This window comes from Hydrogenophaga sp. SL48, from assembly GCF_021729865.1.
In the GTDB taxonomy this organism is placed as follows: domain Bacteria; phylum Pseudomonadota; class Gammaproteobacteria; order Burkholderiales; family Burkholderiaceae_C; genus Hydrogenophaga.
The window spans coordinates 4,342,666-4,357,967 of record NZ_CP063400.1 but is presented as its reverse complement, the minus strand read 5'-3'; the positions used below and the strand labels follow the sequence as shown (position 1 = coordinate 4,357,967).

13 protein-coding genes are annotated in these 15,302 nt (G+C 70.3%); 12 read left to right on the top strand and 1 reads right to left on the bottom strand.

Going from position 1 to position 15,302, the window contains the following annotated elements:
* The first annotated feature begins 400 nt into the window (after positions 1–400).
* From IM738_RS20580 to IM738_RS20525, 12 genes are all read left to right on the top strand, one after another.
* Entirely contained in the window at positions 401–2,536 is a 2,136-nt protein-coding gene (locus IM738_RS20580) for a TonB-dependent siderophore receptor (protein WP_236962894.1), read from the top strand.
* Positions 2,533–2,838 (top strand): iron uptake protein, encoded by a 306-nt coding sequence (locus IM738_RS20575; protein WP_236962893.1) that lies wholly within the window; start codon positions 2,533–2,535, stop codon positions 2,836–2,838. Before IM738_RS20580 ends, IM738_RS20575 begins: the two co-directional genes overlap by 4 nt.
* 11 nt (positions 2,839–2,849) lie before the next feature.
* Complete coding sequence (locus IM738_RS20570; RefSeq protein WP_236962892.1) at positions 2,850–4,565, top strand: PepSY-associated TM helix domain-containing protein; 1,716 nt, start codon at positions 2,850–2,852, stop codon at positions 4,563–4,565.
* Entirely contained in the window at positions 4,558–4,893 is a 336-nt protein-coding gene (locus IM738_RS20565; RefSeq protein WP_236962891.1) for a DUF3325 domain-containing protein, read from the top strand. Before IM738_RS20570 ends, IM738_RS20565 begins: the two co-directional genes overlap by 8 nt.
* A 26-nt stretch (positions 4,894–4,919) precedes the next feature.
* Positions 4,920–5,462, top strand: a complete 543-nt coding sequence (locus IM738_RS20560; RefSeq protein WP_272907876.1) for a sigma-70 family RNA polymerase sigma factor — start codon at positions 4,920–4,922, stop codon at positions 5,460–5,462.
* 3 nt (positions 5,463–5,465) lie between these two features.
* Positions 5,466–6,464 (top strand): FecR domain-containing protein, encoded by a 999-nt coding sequence (locus IM738_RS20555; protein WP_236962890.1) that lies wholly within the window; start codon positions 5,466–5,468, stop codon positions 6,462–6,464.
* A 131-nt stretch (positions 6,465–6,595) separates the two neighbouring features.
* Complete coding sequence (locus tag IM738_RS20550) at positions 6,596–9,118, top strand: TonB-dependent siderophore receptor (protein WP_236962889.1); 2,523 nt, start codon at positions 6,596–6,598, stop codon at positions 9,116–9,118.
* A 5-nt stretch (positions 9,119–9,123) separates the two neighbouring features.
* The gene (locus IM738_RS20545; protein ID WP_236962888.1) at positions 9,124–9,420 is read left to right on the top strand and encodes a transcriptional repressor; all 297 of its coding nucleotides are present in this window, start codon (positions 9,124–9,126) and stop codon (positions 9,418–9,420) included.
* A 68-nt stretch (positions 9,421–9,488) separates the two neighbouring features.
* On the top strand, positions 9,489–10,682 hold the full coding sequence (locus IM738_RS20540) for an imelysin family protein (RefSeq protein WP_236962887.1): 1,194 nt from the start codon (positions 9,489–9,491) through the stop codon (positions 10,680–10,682).
* Positions 10,683–10,816: 134 nt separating this feature from the next.
* Positions 10,817–12,322, top strand: coding sequence for a di-heme oxidoreductase family protein (locus IM738_RS20535; protein WP_442908453.1), 1,506 nt, complete (start codon positions 10,817–10,819; stop codon positions 12,320–12,322).
* On the top strand, positions 12,322–13,425 hold the full coding sequence (locus IM738_RS20530; RefSeq protein ID WP_236962886.1) for an imelysin family protein: 1,104 nt from the start codon (positions 12,322–12,324) through the stop codon (positions 13,423–13,425). Before IM738_RS20535 ends, IM738_RS20530 begins: the two co-directional genes overlap by 1 nt.
* 259 nt (positions 13,426–13,684) lie before the next feature.
* Positions 13,685–14,755, top strand: a complete 1,071-nt coding sequence (locus tag IM738_RS20525; protein ID WP_236962885.1) for a DUF1513 domain-containing protein — start codon at positions 13,685–13,687, stop codon at positions 14,753–14,755.
* A 30-nt stretch (positions 14,756–14,785) separates the two neighbouring features.
* Here the strand turns inward: IM738_RS20525 and IM738_RS20520 are convergent, their stop codons facing one another.
* Complete coding sequence (locus tag IM738_RS20520) at positions 14,786–15,265, bottom strand: hypothetical protein (protein ID WP_236962884.1); 480 nt, start codon at positions 15,263–15,265, stop codon at positions 14,786–14,788.
* Positions 15,266–15,302 lie beyond the last annotated feature (37 nt).

The window sequence follows — 15,302 nt, the reverse complement described above, 5'->3', positions numbered from 1 at the left end:
GTTTAAATGATAACTATTCTCGTTTGAGGCGCAAGCGGATTTTCATGGCCAGACGACCGTCAGGTTTGATCAAGGTCAACGCACGCCCCTCGGAGAGCGTCCGGACGGCGTCTTTCAGGGCATCGGGCCGCGGCCGATCAGTGAATCCACGAAAGGTTCTCAATCTCATTGAGAATTGTTATCATTACGTTACAGCCAGCCACCGACAGGGCTTGCGCGCGCCCCGTCCACCCGTGGCGCGCCGCACGCCATCCCCTGTCCAGAGCCAGCCAACCCCTTCCTTCGCTGCGAAGACACGTTGCTGCCTCTGGACCATGCCCCCGCACACCCACAGCCCGAACGTCGCCCCGGCAGCGCTGGCCCCACCCGCGTTCACGCCCCGTCTCCACCGGACAACCCCATGACCCACCCCGTTCGCCACCACCCCGTCGCCTTCGCCGCCGCCCTGCTCGCCAGTGGCCTCTTCCACGCCCTGCCGGCACACGCCCAGTCGGCGCCCGCCGAGACCGCTGCGCCGGCCACCTCCAACACCGAGGCGCCTGAGCTGGCCACCGTCGTCATCAAGACCAAGCGCGAGAACCGCGTGTCCAAGGGCGCGACCAACCTGCCGATGGAGGTCAAGGACACACCGCAGTCCATCAGCACGATCGACAAGGACACCCTGCGCGACTTCGGCGCCACCGACAGCAACGACGCACTGCGCTATGGCACCGGTCTCACCGTGGACGAGTGGGAAACCAACCGCACCTCCTACAGCGCCCGCGGCTTCGACATCATGCTGACCCAGGTCGACGGCCTGGGCATGACCAACGCCTGGGGCATCGCCGAAAGCCAGCTGGACACCTTCCTGTTCGAAAAAATCGAGCTGATCCGTGGCGCCAACGGCCTGCTCACCGGCGTCGGCAACGCCTCGGGCACCATCAACTACGTGCGCAAGCGCCCCACCAACAAGGACGGCGGCGAGGCGCAGTTCACCCTCGGGTCCCACGGACAGAAGCGGGTGGCGCTGGACTACAACAAGGTGCTGTCCAAAGACGGCCAGTGGGCCGGCCGGCTGGTGGTGGCGCAGGAAGACAAAGACTCGTACCTGCGCGGGCTGGGCAATCAGCGCACCGCCATCTCCGGCATCGTCGAAGGGCAGGTCGGCGACAACGGCATCCTGGCCCTGGGCCTGACCTACCAGGACGCCCAACAGCGCTCGCCCATGTGGGGTTCGCTGACCCTGCCGTACGCCGATGGCTCGCTGGCCGAATTCGACGTCTCGGCCTCGACCTCGCAGGACTGGGCGCGCTGGAACAACCGCACGCAGAGCGCGTTCGTGGAGTACACCCATGCGCTGTCGCCCGACTGGGAGGCCAAGCTCACCTACAACCACGCCGAGGGCGACGACGCCACGAAGCTGTTCTACGCCTACACGTTCACGGGCTTCCTCAACCCCGACAACACCGGCCTGGTCGGCTGGCCCTACCGCAGCGAAAGCACCTCCAGCAGCGACATCCTGGATGTCAACGTCACGGGCCGTTTCAACGCCTTCGGCCGCCAGCACGATGCCGTGTTCGGGCTGAGCCATTCGAAGCAGAAGAGCCTGACCGAGTCCTACGCGGGCGCCACCTTCCCGGTGCTGCCGGCCTTCCCGTACGCGGGGGATGTCTATGCCGAACCGGCGTGGGGGGCCAAGTCCGTCGCCTCGGACGGCGACCAGAACATCACCCGCCTGTACGCCGCCGGCCGCCTGCAGCTGACCGACCAGCTCAAGGGCATCTTCGGCGTCAATGCCATCACCCTCAAGCGCGACGGCACCGCGATCTACGGCGGCGGCACCAACCTCGACAACGAAACCACCCAGAAGGCGAGCCCCTACGTCGGTGCCACCTACGACCTCACGTCGAACGCGCTGGCCTACGCCTCCTACTCCGACATCTTCCAGGCCCAGGACCAGCGCACCGTCCAGGGCGCGTTCCTGAAACCCATGAAGGGCGTCAACACCGAGGTCGGCGTCAAGGCCGAGTGGCTTGACCGCAAGCTGCTGACCACCTTCGCCGTCTTCAGCGCCGAGCAGAAGGGCCTGGCCACCGAAGCGGGCTTCGACCCCGTGGCCCAGGCCTCGTACTACGAGCCCAGGGACGTGAAAACCAGGGGCTTCGAGATCGAGGCCACGGGTCGGATCGGCGCCGACACCAAGCTCACCGCCGGGTTCACCTCGATGAAGCTGACGGGACCGGACGGCAATGACATCTACGAATGGACCCCCCGACGCACGCTGAAGCTGCTCGCCGACACGCGGGTCGGTGCGCTGCCCAAGCTGCGCGTGGGTTCGGGCCTGCGCTGGCAGTCCGCCGTGTCGAAGATGGCCGGAGCGAGCCAGGACGCCTACGTGCTCGTGGACGCCTTCGCCGCCTACGAACTGACCGACAAGGCCACGCTGCGCCTGAACGTCAAGAACCTGCTCGACAAAAAGTACATCCGGTCCGTGACCTACGGCGCCATCTACGGCGCGCCCCGCACCGCCGCGCTCACGCTGGAGTACAAGCTGTGAACGCCGGGGCCAAGTCGCTTCGCTGGCCGGAGATCACCGCCCGCGTGACCGCCGGCGTCTTCGGCGCCTACGCCTTCACCTGGGGCTTCGCGGCGGCGGGCATCGCCGCGCTCGTGGGCCTCGGGTTCGAGTACCACGACGCCGAGATGGGCGTGCTCATGCTCGCCTTCCTGGTGTTTCTCGGCCTGTTCCTGTGGTCGTTCGCCGCCACCAGCATCGCCCGCGTGTGGATCGTGCTGGGCGGCGGCGCGGCCCTTCAATTCACCTTGGCCTGGGCGATCCAGCGCGCCATCCTCGCCTGAAAGGACATCCCATGTTCCAGAACTTCCGCCAGTCGATGACCTGGCTGCACACCTGGTTCGGCCTGGTGATCGGCTTCGTGCTCATCGTGGTGTTTTTCTTCGGCTCGCTCTCGGTCTTCGACCGCGAGTTCGACCGTTGGGCCATTCCGCAGACGCGCTTCGACCCGCAGCCCATGCCGTCGTTTGACCAGGTGCTGCTGCCGGCCTTGAAGCAGATTCAGCCCGACGCCGCCGACTACGCGGCCAACATGCCGCTGCTGCACGACACGGCCCAGGGGCCGATGACACCGCGCCTCGAACTGCCGGCCGACGAGTACTGGGCCTACACCACGCACCGCGACCCGGTGCTGAGCATGGGCGTGGGCTTCGGTGTGCCGCAGGCCAAAGACCCGGACGGCCACAACCACATCCACGGCAACGCCACCATCGACCCGCGCAGCGGCGCCTTCGTGCGCGCCGACCAGCTCAAGATCGGCAGCGAGTGGTTCTACCCCATGCACTACAGCCTGAACTGGCAGTGGAAGAACCTGGGCATCTTCATCGTCGGCCTGGCCGCGCTGGTGATGCTGGCCGCGCTGGTCTCGGGCGTGGTGATGCACCGCAAGTTCTTCCGCGAGTTCTTCACCTTCCGGCCCAAGAAGCACACCCAGCGCAGCGCGCTGGACCTGCACAACCTCACCGGTGTCGTGGCGCTGCCGTTTCACTTCTTCTTCGCCTTCACCGCGCTGGTGATCTTCGCGTCGGCCTACTTCCTGCCGGTCTCGCAGTTCCAGCTCAAGGGCCTGCACGACCAGCACGAGGTGATGGAGGCGCAGGACACCGGCCTGCCCCACAAACCCGCTGGTGTGCCCGCGCCGCTGGCCTCTGTGGACGCCATGGTGGCGCAGGCGAAGCAGCGCTGGGCCGAGCGCGACATGGCGGGCGAGGTGGGCTTTCTCATGGTGCACCACGTGGGCGACGCCAACGGCTACGTCAGCCTCTACCGCGCCGGCAGCGACCGCGTGGCCCTGGTGGGCGAGGGCATCCACTTCAAGGCCAGCACCGGCGAGCTGCTGCATGAAGACCCGCCGCGCACCCCCGTGGCCAACGTCAACGAATTCCTCACCGGCCTGCACCTGCAGCACTTCGAACACTGGTTCCTGCGCTGGCTCTACGTGCTGGGCGGCCTGCTGGGCGCGGTGTGCATCGCCACCGGCTTCGTCTTCTTCGTCGAGAAGCGCAAGAAGCAGCACGCCAGGGCCGGCACGCAGGGCAGCCGCGTGGTCGATGCGCTCGCCGTGACCACCATGACGGGCATGCTCATCGCCGCCATCGGCATGCTGGTGGTCAACCGCCTGCTGCCAGCCGACCTGGGCGGCAAGGGCGACTGGGAAAAATGGGCCTTCTGGGGTTGCTGGCTGCTGGCCATGGCGCACGCCTTCGTGCGCAGCGCGCCGGTGGCGCAGGGCCGCATGAACCCGGCCTGGCGCGAGCAGTGCTGGGCCGTGGCCGCGTTGGCCGTGGCAGCGGTGGGCCTGAACTGGGCGACCACCGGCGACCACCTGGTCAAGACCGTGTTCACCGAGACCTACTGGGCCGTGGCCGGCGTGGACCTGAGCCTGCTGGTCAGCGCGGGCATCGCGGTGGGGGTGGCGCGCCGGCTCGCGCAGCGGGAACGGCCCGCCGCCTCACCGGACGCTGCTAACGCCTCGGCCGACGGCAACGGAACGGGGGTGGCCCATGTCTGAGGTGTTGTGGTTGATCACGGCGGCCGCGCTGAGCTTCAGCGGCATGGCCTGGCTCGCCCTGGCGATGGAGGTGCACTGGGGCCAGGTGATGCACCAGCACGCCGAAGACGCCACGCACGCGCGCGGCTGGTTGCGCCGTCTGGGCGCGACGGCCCTGCCCCTGTCGCTGCTGGCCTGCCTGATGGCCGACCGGCCGTCCATGGCCGCGCTGGTGTGGATCATGTTGCTGGCCGGCAGCGCCGTCGCGGTCGCCATGGTGCTGAGCCGGCGGGCGCACTGGCTGCGCCCCTGGTGCCTGACCCCGGCCGCTGCACCCGCCGCGCGCTGAACACGGCGCCGCCCACCGTGCACACCGTGCAGCGGCTCTCCACCGGCGTCGGCCAACCGCCCGCTGCGCTCGCCACCCCGCACCAGACCGTGCACGCCCTGTACCACCTGCACCATGGGTGGCTGCAGGGCTGGCTGCGGCGCCAGCTCGGGTGTTCGCACGACGCGGCGGACATCGCGCAAGACGTGTTCATGCGCCTGCTGGCGCGGCAGCACCCGGTCGAACCCCGCGAGCCCCGGGCCTTTCTGTCCACCGTCGCGCGCGGCCTGGTCATCGAGCACTGGCGCCGGCGCGAGCTGGAGCGGGCCTGGCTGGAGACCCTGGCCGCGCTGCCCGAGGCCGACGCGCCCTCGACCGAGAGCCGTCTGGTCTTTCTGGAGACCCTCACCGAGATCGACCGCATGCTCGACGGGCTCAGGCCGGCGGTGCGCACCGCTTTCCTGCTGGCCCAGCTGGACGGCCTGACCTGCCCGCAGATCGCGCAGCAACTGGGCGTGTCGCTGGCCACGGTGGAGCGCCACATCGCCAAGGCGCTGCGCGCCTGCTACGCGCTGCGCTACGGGCACTGAAGCATGGGTGAGCGCGCGCTGCCCGAGCACCTGATCGACACGGCCATCGCCTGGTCGATCCGGCTGGACCACCACCTGCCCACGCCCCAGGCCCGCGCCGACTTCGAGCGCTGGCTGCGGGCCGACCCGCAGCACGCCGTGGCCTGGCAGCGCGTGGGCTCGCTGGGCCGCACCTTCCGCGCCGTGCCGCCGCAGCTGGTGCGCGACACGCTGCAGACCGCCGACGGCTTGCGCCAGCGGCGCCGGGTGACGCGGCGGGGTGCGATCGAGCGGCTCTCGCTGGCCGGTGTGCTGCTGGGCGCGGGCTGGGTGGCGCGCGAGCACGCGCCCTGGCAGCGCTGGCTGGCCGACGCCGCGACGGCCACCGGCGAACAACAGACGCTGCCGCTCGCCGACGGCAGCGTGATCGTGCTCAACACCGACACCGCCGTGCACACCGACCTGGGCGGCGACCGGCGGATGGTGGTGCTGCGGCGCGGCGAGATCCAGGTCACCACGGGCAGCGACGCGCAGGCCGTGGCGAGCCGGGGCCACGGCCGCCCGTTCTGGGTGGCCACGCCCTTTGGCGAAATGCGCGCGCTGGGCACCCGCTTCACCGTGCGGCTCGACGGGCCGCGCGCGCGCATCAGCGTGCAGGAAGGGGCGGTGAAGCTGCACCCGGCGCGCGGCGGCGCCACCGCGATCGTGCGCCCCGGCGAAAGCCGCTGGATGAGCGCCGACGGCACCGCGCCGGCCGATCTGCGGGGCATCGAGGCCGACGCCTGGACCGACGGGGTGATCGCCGGCAAGGACATGCGGCTGGCCGACCTGCTGGCCGAGCTGGCCCGCTACCGCCCGGGCCACATCACCTGCGATCCGCGCGTGGCCGGGCTGCGGGTGTCCGGCCTGTACCACGTCAAGGACACCGACCAGGCCCTGCAGTTCCTGCTGCAGACGCAGCCGGTCAGCGTGGTCTACACCACGCGCTTCTGGGTGTCGGTGGGCCCGGACAGCGGTGCCTGAGGCAGCGGCCCGGCGATCGCAGAAACTTTTTTTTGATCGGCAGGTGAGGGGATTGGGCGTTTCGACCGGCCTACAGATAGGCGCATTTTTGTAGGCGCATTTTTTCAACCCCTACCCACCCAAGGCCTTCCATGCCCCATCCCCACCACCGCATCGCACCGTCCCCGAGGCCCGTCACGACCGCCTGCAACGCGGCCCACCCGCGCCCCAGCGCCCTGGCGCTCGCCCTGCACGGCGCCCTGCTCACGCTGGCCGTGGGCTCGGTTGCGCTGCCCCCGGCCGCACACGCCCAGTCCGCGCCCACCGCGCTGCCCGCCGGCGGCGAGGTGCTGGTCTTCAACGTGCCGGCCGGGCCGCTCGCGGCGGCGCTGGACCGTTTTGCCCGCACCGCCAGGGTGAACCTGTCGCACGACGCCGCCCTGCTGGAGGGCCAGACCTCCAGCGGCCTGACCGGCCGCCACACCATCGCCGCCGGTCTGTCGGCGCTGCTGGCCGGCACCGGCATCGAGGCGCTGGCCCAGCCGGGCGGCGGTTACTCGCTGCGCCAGGCCGCCGTGGCGGCGGCCCCGGTGGCCGGTCGCCCAGCGGCGGCGAGGCCAGGACCCGACGCCACCCTGCCGACGGTCACCGTCACGGCCACCGCCGCAGCGCCCAGCTCGCGCCTGACCTACCTTTTGAAAGACGCGACCACGGGCGCGCTGGGCCACAAGTCCCTGCTCGACACCCCGTTCTCCGTCACCGTCGTGGACAGCCAGGAGATCACTGAGCGGGGCGCGAAATCCATCGGCCAGATCTTTGTCAACGACGCCTCGGTCTACACCCCGACCTCGTCGTTCACCACCGACTGGTGGGGCACGCAGATCCGCGGGCTGCCGGTGCGCAACAACTACATCGACGACATCCCGATGCTGCTGTACTGGGGCGGCGACTTCCCCACCGAGGCGGTCGAGAGCGTGACGGCCCTCAAGGGCCTCTCGGGTTTCATGTACGGCTTTGGCGAGCCGGGCGGCGCCCTGAGCCACCAGCTGAAACGTCCCAAGCCCGACAACGAAACCACGGTGGAGCTGGGCTACCGCAACCCGCGCCTGGTGTCTGCCCAGGTGGACATGAGCCGGCAGCTCGGCAACCAGCTTGGGGTTCGCGCCAACGTGGCGACCGAACAAGGCACGGCGTACAACGAGAGCCGCATTGATCGCACGGTGGCCGCCCTGGCCATCGACCAGCAGTTCGGGGCGTCGGTGAAGTGGTCCACCACGCTGCTCCACGAGGACAGCACCAACAAGGCCGAACCCATCCAGTTCTACCTCAGCGGCTACGACGTCCAGGGCAGCGGTGGCCGCTTGCCCAGCGTCACCTACCGCTACGACGACTTCAACATCGACAACGCCTACTACCGCACCAAGACCCTGCTGGCGTCCACCGGCCTGCAATGGAAGATCGATGACCAGTGGGACTTGAAGTACCAGCTCGGTTTCTCGCGCAAGGACCACCAGTCGAACAAGGCCTTCGCCGACCTGCTGAACCTGCAGGGCGACTACACCGGCACCGCGTACAACTTCGCCGGCCGGCTGGACACGGCGTTCACCCAGGCCATGCTGCAGGGCCAGCTGAGCACCGGCACGCTGAAACACGAGGTCGTGGCCGGCCTGGGCCTGCAAAGCAGCAAGGACGCCTGGGCCAGCGAGTTCTATTGGTCAAACGACTTCAGCGGCAACATCCACCAGCCGCAGACCTTCCGCACGAGCAGGGTCGCGGACTTCAAATTGACGCCCGTGAGCGCCGACAACCGCCAGCTGTACGCCTTCGCCAGCGACACGCTGCACATCAACGAACGGTGGCAGGCCATCGCCGGCCTGCGGTTCACCGACTACCAACTGAAAGACCTGGACGGCGACGCCTCGGTCGATTCCGGCTACGCCACGCGAAACACCAGCCCCACGCTGGCGCTGATCTACAAGCCGGACGCGGCAACCAGCGTGTACGGCAGCTACGTGGAAGGCCTGGAGCCGGGCCAACGCGTCGGCACGCTTTACGCGAACGCGGGCGAGGTGCTGGACGCCACCGTGTCGAAGCAGCACGAGATCGGCGTCAAGCACGCCTCGGGCGGGTTCGACTACTCCGCCGCGCTGTTCCGTATTCAAGAGGCGAACCAGATGGACGTGCTGCGCGGCGGCGCCCGCTACCTCAACCAGGACGGCCAGGTGACCTACCAGGGCCTTGAGCTGTCGGCCGCCCACCAGTTCACCAAGCACCTGAACCTGGGGCTGAGCGGCATCTACCTGGACGGGGCCATCAACAAGGTGTCGGCCGACAACGCGGCCGTCGAAGGCCATCGCCCGGCCTACGCGCCCGAGTGGCAGTTCGCCTTCCACGCGCAGTACCAGGTGCCCGGCGTCAGGGGCCTGAAGCTGCACGGCAATGTGCGCTATTTCGGCCAGTCGTTCACCAGCGAAGCCAACCACCTGACCGTGCCCGACCGCACGGTGGTGGGCGTCGGTTTCAGCCACGACCTGAAGCTGGGCGGCCACGACTGGACGCTGATCGGCAACGTCTACAACCTGTTCAACGCCCAATACTGGGCGGGCGGCGGGTGGGGAGCGGGCAATCTGGGCGAAGCGCGCAACGTCTCGCTCGCACTGAGGACCCAGTTCTGACCCCCATGGTGAACCCGCTGGCGCTGGCGGCGACCCTGCAGGCCGCCCGCCTGTCGCGCACCCAGACCCGGATGCTGGTCCTGACCGAGCTGGCCCGGACAGGGCCGGTGCCGAGGACCGCGCGCGACATCCACGCCGTGCTGCGGCAGGGCCGGGTGTCGCTGCCGTTCAGCACGACCCATCGCGTGCTGCAGCGCTTTGCCGACCAGGGCCTGGTCGTGGCGGTGGCCACCGACCCCGGCGGCCCGGCGTACCACCTGAGCGCCGATCTGATCCCGCACCTGTGCCGTCCGGACCCTTGATCCACCTCAACCGGCACCGTATGTCGTAAACTAGAATCGTTCTCATTTACTTTCAACAAGGAATTCCCATGCAACTGCGAGCCCTGACCCTGGCGATCGCCGCCCTGACCGCCAGCACCGCGCTGACCACCCTGTCGGCCCACGCCCAGACCGCCACCCCCGCCGCCGCGGTGGCCGCCAGCGCCGTGGACCACAAGGCCGTGGTCACCCACCACGCCGCCATGGTGCACGCCACCTACGCCGACACCCTGACCAGCGCCAAGGACATGCAGGCCGCCATCGCCGCCTTCGTGGCCGCGCCGTCGGCCGAGGGGCTGGACAAGGCCCGCAAGGCCTGGCTGGGTGCGCGCGAGTTCTACGGCCAGACCGAGGCCTTCCGTTTCTACGGCGGCCCGATCGACGACGACAAGGGCCCCGAGGGCCAGATCAACGCCTGGCCGCTGGACGAGGCCTATGTGGATTACGTGCAGGGCAAACCCAAGGCCGGCATCGTGAACAACACCAAGTTCAAGATCACCAAGGCGGCGCTGATCAAGGCCAACGAGCGCGGCGGTGAAGAGAACATCAGCGCCGGCTGGCACGCGGTCGAGTTCCTGCTCTGGGGCCAGGACCTGAGCGAAACCGGCCCGGGCAACCGCCCGTTCGAGGACTACGTCAAAGGCAAGGGCGAGAACGCCGAGCGCCGCGCGCAGTACCTGACGGTGGCCACCGAGTTGCTGGTCGAGGACCTGGCCGGCATGGTCAAGGCCTGGGAACCCAACGCCAAGAACTACCGCGCCAAATTCGAGAAGGGCGGCAAGGAATCGGTGCGCAAGATCATCGTCGGCCTGGGCTCGCTCTCGCGCGGTGAACTCTCGGGTGAGCGCATGGAAGTGGCGCTGAACTCGCAGGACCAGGAAGACGAACACTCGTGCTTCTCCGACAACACGCACCGCGACGTGGTGAACAACGCCAAGGGCATCCAGAACGTGTGGCTGGGCCAGTTCAAGCGCCTGGACGGCAGCACCCTGCAAGGCCCCGGCGTGCGCGACCTGGTGGCCGCCAAGAACCCGGCCCTGGCCGAGAAGACCACCGCCCAGCTGGCCGCGTCGGTCGCGGGTGCCGAGGCCATTCCGGCCCCGTTCGACCGCGCCATCGCGAAAGGCTCGGCCGGCCGCCCGGCCATCGAGAAGACGGTCGCCAGCCTGGTGGCGCAGTCCAAGCTGCTGGTCGAATCGGCCTCGGCGGTGGGCATTGCCAAGCTGACGCTCGTGGAACCCTGAACACCCCCCGCGCCGCCTGCGGCGTCACCCCCCTGAAGGGGGGCAGCGCGAGTGGCCCGGCGAAGCCGGTTCCACCGCGCTCTGGTTGACTTCCCTTCGTTCGCAGCTGGTCTGCACTTTGAGATTCTTTGCCCATGTCCACATTGCCCAAAGCCACGCGGGTCACGCTAGCCATGGGGGCCATCGCCATCGGGGCGGCGGTGTTCGCCCTGCATGGGCGCGTCAGCGCCGACACCGACCCCGATCCGCTGGGTGAGAAGACCGCGGGCAGCGCCACGGTCTACGCCACCGGCAAAAACGCGTTTTCTTTCCCGCTGGCCAACCTCGACGACGCCGAGCGCACGCGGTTTGCCATCGGCAACTCCTTCTTCAAGCGCAACTGGGTCGAGGCACCGGCCTCGACCACCGCGCGCGACGGCCTGGGTCCGCACTTCATCGCGCGCTCCTGCGCCGGCTGCCACGTGATGGACGGGCGCGGCGCGCCGCCGGACTGGAACAAGACGCTCGGCCCCGAGCCCGACAACACCGTGGCCCTGCTGTTCCGCCTCTCGGTGCCCGGCACGCCCGCGCCGCACGACGGCGTGGTGCCCGAGCCGACCTACGGCGACCAGTTCAACAACGCCGGCATCCAGGGCGTGAAGCCCGAGGGCACGGTGCGCGTCCGCAGCCGGCCCATTCACGGGCGTTTTGCCGACGGCACGCGCTACACGCTGCGCCAGCCGGTCTACACGTTCAGCGACCTCGGCTACGGCCCCATGGCCAGGGACGTGATGGTCAGCCCCCGCATCGCGCCGCACATGGCCGGGCTGGGCCTGATCGAGGCCATTCCCGAAAGCGAGATCCTGCGCAACGCCAGCGACCAGGCCGCCGCGCCCGGAGCGATCAAGGGCCAGCCCAACCGCGTGTGGGACGCCTTCGCCCAGAAAGAAGTCATCGGCCGCTTCGGCTGGAAGGCCAACACCGGCAGCATCGCGCACCAGAGCGCGGGCGCCTTCAACGGCGACATGGGCATCACCAGCAGCGTCAACTGGCGCGAGGCCTGCACACCCGCGCAAACCGACTGCCTGGCCGCGCCGCACGGCGGCGGCAAGCGCAGCGGCCGCGACGGCCTGATGCCTTCTTCGCAAGCCACCGCGCAGGTGCCCGAGATCGACGACGAGACGCTCGGCCACGTGGTCTTCTACACCGCCACCCTGGCGCCGGCCGCCCGCCGCCAGCCCGACGACCCGCAGGTGTTGCGCGGGCAGGCGCTGTTTGCGCAGGCGCAGTGCGCCACCTGCCACCGCCCGAGCTACGTGACGGCCGAGGCGCCCTTCCCGCGCCTGACCAGCCCCAAGGTGAGCGGCCAACGCATCTGGCCCTACACCGACCTGCTGCTGCACGACATGGGGCCGCAGCTGGCCGACGGCCGCCCCGATTTCCGCGCCAGCGGCAGCCAGTGGAAGACGCCGCCGCTGTGGGGCGTGGGCCTGTTCCGCGACGTGAACGGCCACCAGCGCCTGCTGCACGACGGCCGCGCCAACGGCGTGCTCGAAGCCGTGCTCTGGCACGGTGGCGAAGCGTTGGGCGCCAAGGAGCAGGTGCTCAAATTCTCGAAACGTGACCGCGATGCGCTGGTGAAATTCGTGGAGTCGCTCTGATGAAACCCACCACCCTCGCCCTGGCCATCGCGGCCGGCCTGCTGCTGGCCACCGGAGCCGCCCACGCCCAGGGCCCCCGCGCGCCGGCCGCCGCGCCGCCGGCGGTGCAGACGCCGGTGCTGGCCATGCCCTACTACACCGGCGAGCAGGCGCTGCAAGGCATCTACACGCACCACCTGCCGCCGCTGGCGCAGGCCTTCGTGACCGCCGCCGACGGCCTCGCCGCCACCAGCGAGCGGCATTGCAGCGGCCAGGCCCCGCTGGCCGAGCTGCGCACGGCGTGGCAGCAGGCGCTGCTGCGCTGGCAGGCACTGTCCAGCCCGGCGGTGGGGCCGCTGGTGGCGCGCCGTTCGCAGCGGCAGATCGACTTCTGGCCGTCCCGCCCGCAGTTGTTGCAGCAGGCGCTGGCCCGCGCGCCGCAGACCCTGGCCGACATGGACCGCGTGGGCACGCCCGCCAAGGGTTTCCCGGCGCTGGAGCAGCTGCTGGCGCAGGACACCGCGCTGACGCCCACCCAGTGCCGCTTTATCACCCTGGCAGCACAGGCCATCGCCGTCGAGGCGCGCGAGCTGCAGGCCGCGCTCGACGCGCTGGCCCGCAAAGACTGGAGCGAGTCGCCCGAGGACACCGCCACCGCCTTTGCCGAGTGGATCAACCAGTGGCTGGGCGGCCTGGAGCGCCTGCGCTGGGCGCACATCGAGAAGCCGCTGCAAAGCCACCGCACCGCCGGCCGGCGCGGCGCCGTCGAGTTCCCCCGCCACACGCGCGAGACCAACCTGGCCGACTGGCGTGCCCAGTGGCAGAGCCTGCGCGCGCAGGCGCGCCTGACGCCCGCGCAGCTGGCCCAGCCGCCCCAGCCCGGGCAGTCGCTGGTGCCCATCGAGGCGCTGCTCATGGGCAAGGGCCAGCTGGCCCTGGCCCAGCGCTGGGCCCAGGCGCTGGACGCGGTGAACGCCGGCATGGACGCGCTCAAGCCCCAGGCCAGCCCGCGCGAGCTGCTGGCCCTGACCCAGCGCATGAAAGCCGTGACGGTGCTGTACCAGAACGAGGTGGCGGCGGCGCTGGACGTGCCGCTGGGCTTCTCGGATGCGGATGGAGATTGAGCCCCCCCGCGCCGCCTTCGGCGTCACCCCCCCAAGGGGGCGGCACTGGCCGTCCGGCGAAGCCGGCCCGGCGGTGCCCTGGGTTGGGGGCATTGCTCGCCGGTCGCTGGACTTGTTGTCCGAGGTCGGTGCTGCGGCGCTTTCGGTCGAGGGTATTGCTCGCCGGACCCAGCGCCTTTCGGAACACAGTTCCTCATCGCTCTCGTCTGTTGCCGGCCTTTCTCGTCGTCAGTTGATGCTCCTCGCTGCGGGCAGTGCCATGCTGCCCTCAGCCTGGGCGGCGCCTTCGGTTTCGACCACCTTGCTGGCGGCGTGGCAGACGCCGGACGAGCACCGTGTCGGGCTGGTGGAGGTGGCGGCTCGGCAGTGGTCGGTGCAGCGGTCGCTGCCGGTGCCCACGCGCGCCCATGGCCTGCTGGTGGAGCGGGGCGCCAGCGTGCTGGCGGTGGCGCGCCGTCCCGGCGACTGGCTGCTGCGCTGGCACCCGGCGAGCGGCAAGACCCAGTGGCACTGGGCGGCGGACGACCGCCGCTTCAACGGCCACGTGCTCGCCAGCGCCGACGGCCGTCAGCTCTGGACCACCGAAACCGACCTCGACACCGCGTCGGGTTGCCTGGGCCTGCGCGACCCGAAGAGCCTGGAGAAGACCGCCGAATGGCCCACGCACGGCATGGACCCACACGCGCTGCTGGCGCTGCCGCAGGCCGTGGGCGACTGGCCGGCCGGCACGCTGGTGGTGGCCAACGGCGGCATTCCCACCCTGCCCGAAACCGGCCGCGCCAAGCGCGCGCTGGACCGCATGGACGCGTCGCTGGTGGCCCTGAGCCCGCAGACCGGCGCGTTGCTCGGCCAGTGGCGGCTCGACGACCCCTGGCTCAGCATCCGGCACCTCGCCTGGGACCCGGTGACGCGCACGGTGGGCATCGCGCTGCAGGCCGAGCACCCGGACAAGGCCGCCCGCGTCGCTGCGCCGGTGCTGGCGGTGTGGGACGGGCAGGGCCTGCACGCCGCAACGGCACAGCCCGCGCTGGCCGGCTACGGCGGCGACATCTGCGCCCGCCCCGGCGGCGGCTTTGTGGTGAGCTGCCCGCGCGCCGATGCGCTGGCCTTGTTCGGCGCCGACGCAGGCTGGACCAACAGCCTGGTGCACAAGACGGCCTATGCCCTGGCCTCGGCACCGTCCGCGGCGGCCACCCCCTGGTGGGCCAGCGGCGACGAGGGTGTGCTCGTGGCGGGCGAGGGCGACCAACCCCCGCGCTTGGCCCCCGCCGCGCCCCAGGCGCCGCCGCGGCTGCAGTTCGACAACCACTGGCAACGCTGGACTGGCTGAGCGGCTGGGCCCGCGAGTGCCGCCAGGGCGTCAGCGCGGTGCCGGATCGCTCGCGCCCAGCGCGTGTGCTTCGTATGCTTCGTCCACCGGGCGCTCGCAGGCCTGGCCGCTGCGCCGGCACTGGCCATCGGCCTCCAGCCAGGGGTGCGCGTGGCCCACGCAGCCGGTCTGGCAGATCACGGCCTGTGCCGCGCGCAAGGCCGGGTCGAACGCGTGGTTGTCGCGCGCCGGTGGCCGCGCCCGACGCCCCACGGCGCCCGTCCCCAGGCCCCAGAGCAGCCCGGTGCGCAGCACCACCAGCTCGGCGCGCAGGCGCAGGTTCTGCGCCTCCAGCTCGCGTGCGCGCTCGCGCTCGGCCCGCTGCACCTCTCCCATGCGCCGCTGCAGGCCGCCCAGCTGGCGCAGCAGCGCGCCGTGCTCACGCAGGAGTTCGCGCACCGCGGTGCTGTCGTGGCGGACCACCAGGCCCGCGAGCGACAGCGGATGTTCGGGGGACGGAGACATGTTCATGGTGTGGACTCCCTGGGGTGGTGAAAAGCAGGATCGG

Excerpts from the sequence above, each read along its gene's own strand:
- IM738_RS20580 (WP_236962894.1), top strand. The coding sequence starts at position 401 with ATGACCCACCCCGTTCGCCACCACCCCGTCGCCTTCGCCGCCGCCCTG.
- IM738_RS20520 (WP_236962884.1), bottom strand. The coding sequence starts at position 15,265 with ATGAACATGTCTCCGTCCCCCGAACATCCGCTGTCGCTCGCGGGCCTG.
- IM738_RS20570 (WP_236962892.1), top strand. The coding sequence starts at position 2,850 with ATGTTCCAGAACTTCCGCCAGTCGATGACCTGGCTGCACACCTGGTTC.
- IM738_RS20545 (WP_236962888.1), top strand. The coding sequence starts at position 9,124 with ATGGTGAACCCGCTGGCGCTGGCGGCGACCCTGCAGGCCGCCCGCCTG.
- IM738_RS20555 (WP_236962890.1), top strand. The coding sequence starts at position 5,466 with ATGGGTGAGCGCGCGCTGCCCGAGCACCTGATCGACACGGCCATCGCC.
- IM738_RS20565 (WP_236962891.1), top strand. The coding sequence starts at position 4,558 with ATGTCTGAGGTGTTGTGGTTGATCACGGCGGCCGCGCTGAGCTTCAGC.
- IM738_RS20540 (WP_236962887.1), top strand. The coding sequence starts at position 9,489 with ATGCAACTGCGAGCCCTGACCCTGGCGATCGCCGCCCTGACCGCCAGC.
- IM738_RS20525 (WP_236962885.1), top strand. The coding sequence starts at position 13,685 with ATGCTGCCCTCAGCCTGGGCGGCGCCTTCGGTTTCGACCACCTTGCTG.
- IM738_RS20550 (WP_236962889.1), top strand. The coding sequence starts at position 6,596 with ATGCCCCATCCCCACCACCGCATCGCACCGTCCCCGAGGCCCGTCACG.
- IM738_RS20535 (WP_442908453.1), top strand. The coding sequence starts at position 10,817 with ATGTCCACATTGCCCAAAGCCACGCGGGTCACGCTAGCCATGGGGGCC.
- IM738_RS20530 (WP_236962886.1), top strand. The coding sequence starts at position 12,322 with ATGAAACCCACCACCCTCGCCCTGGCCATCGCGGCCGGCCTGCTGCTG.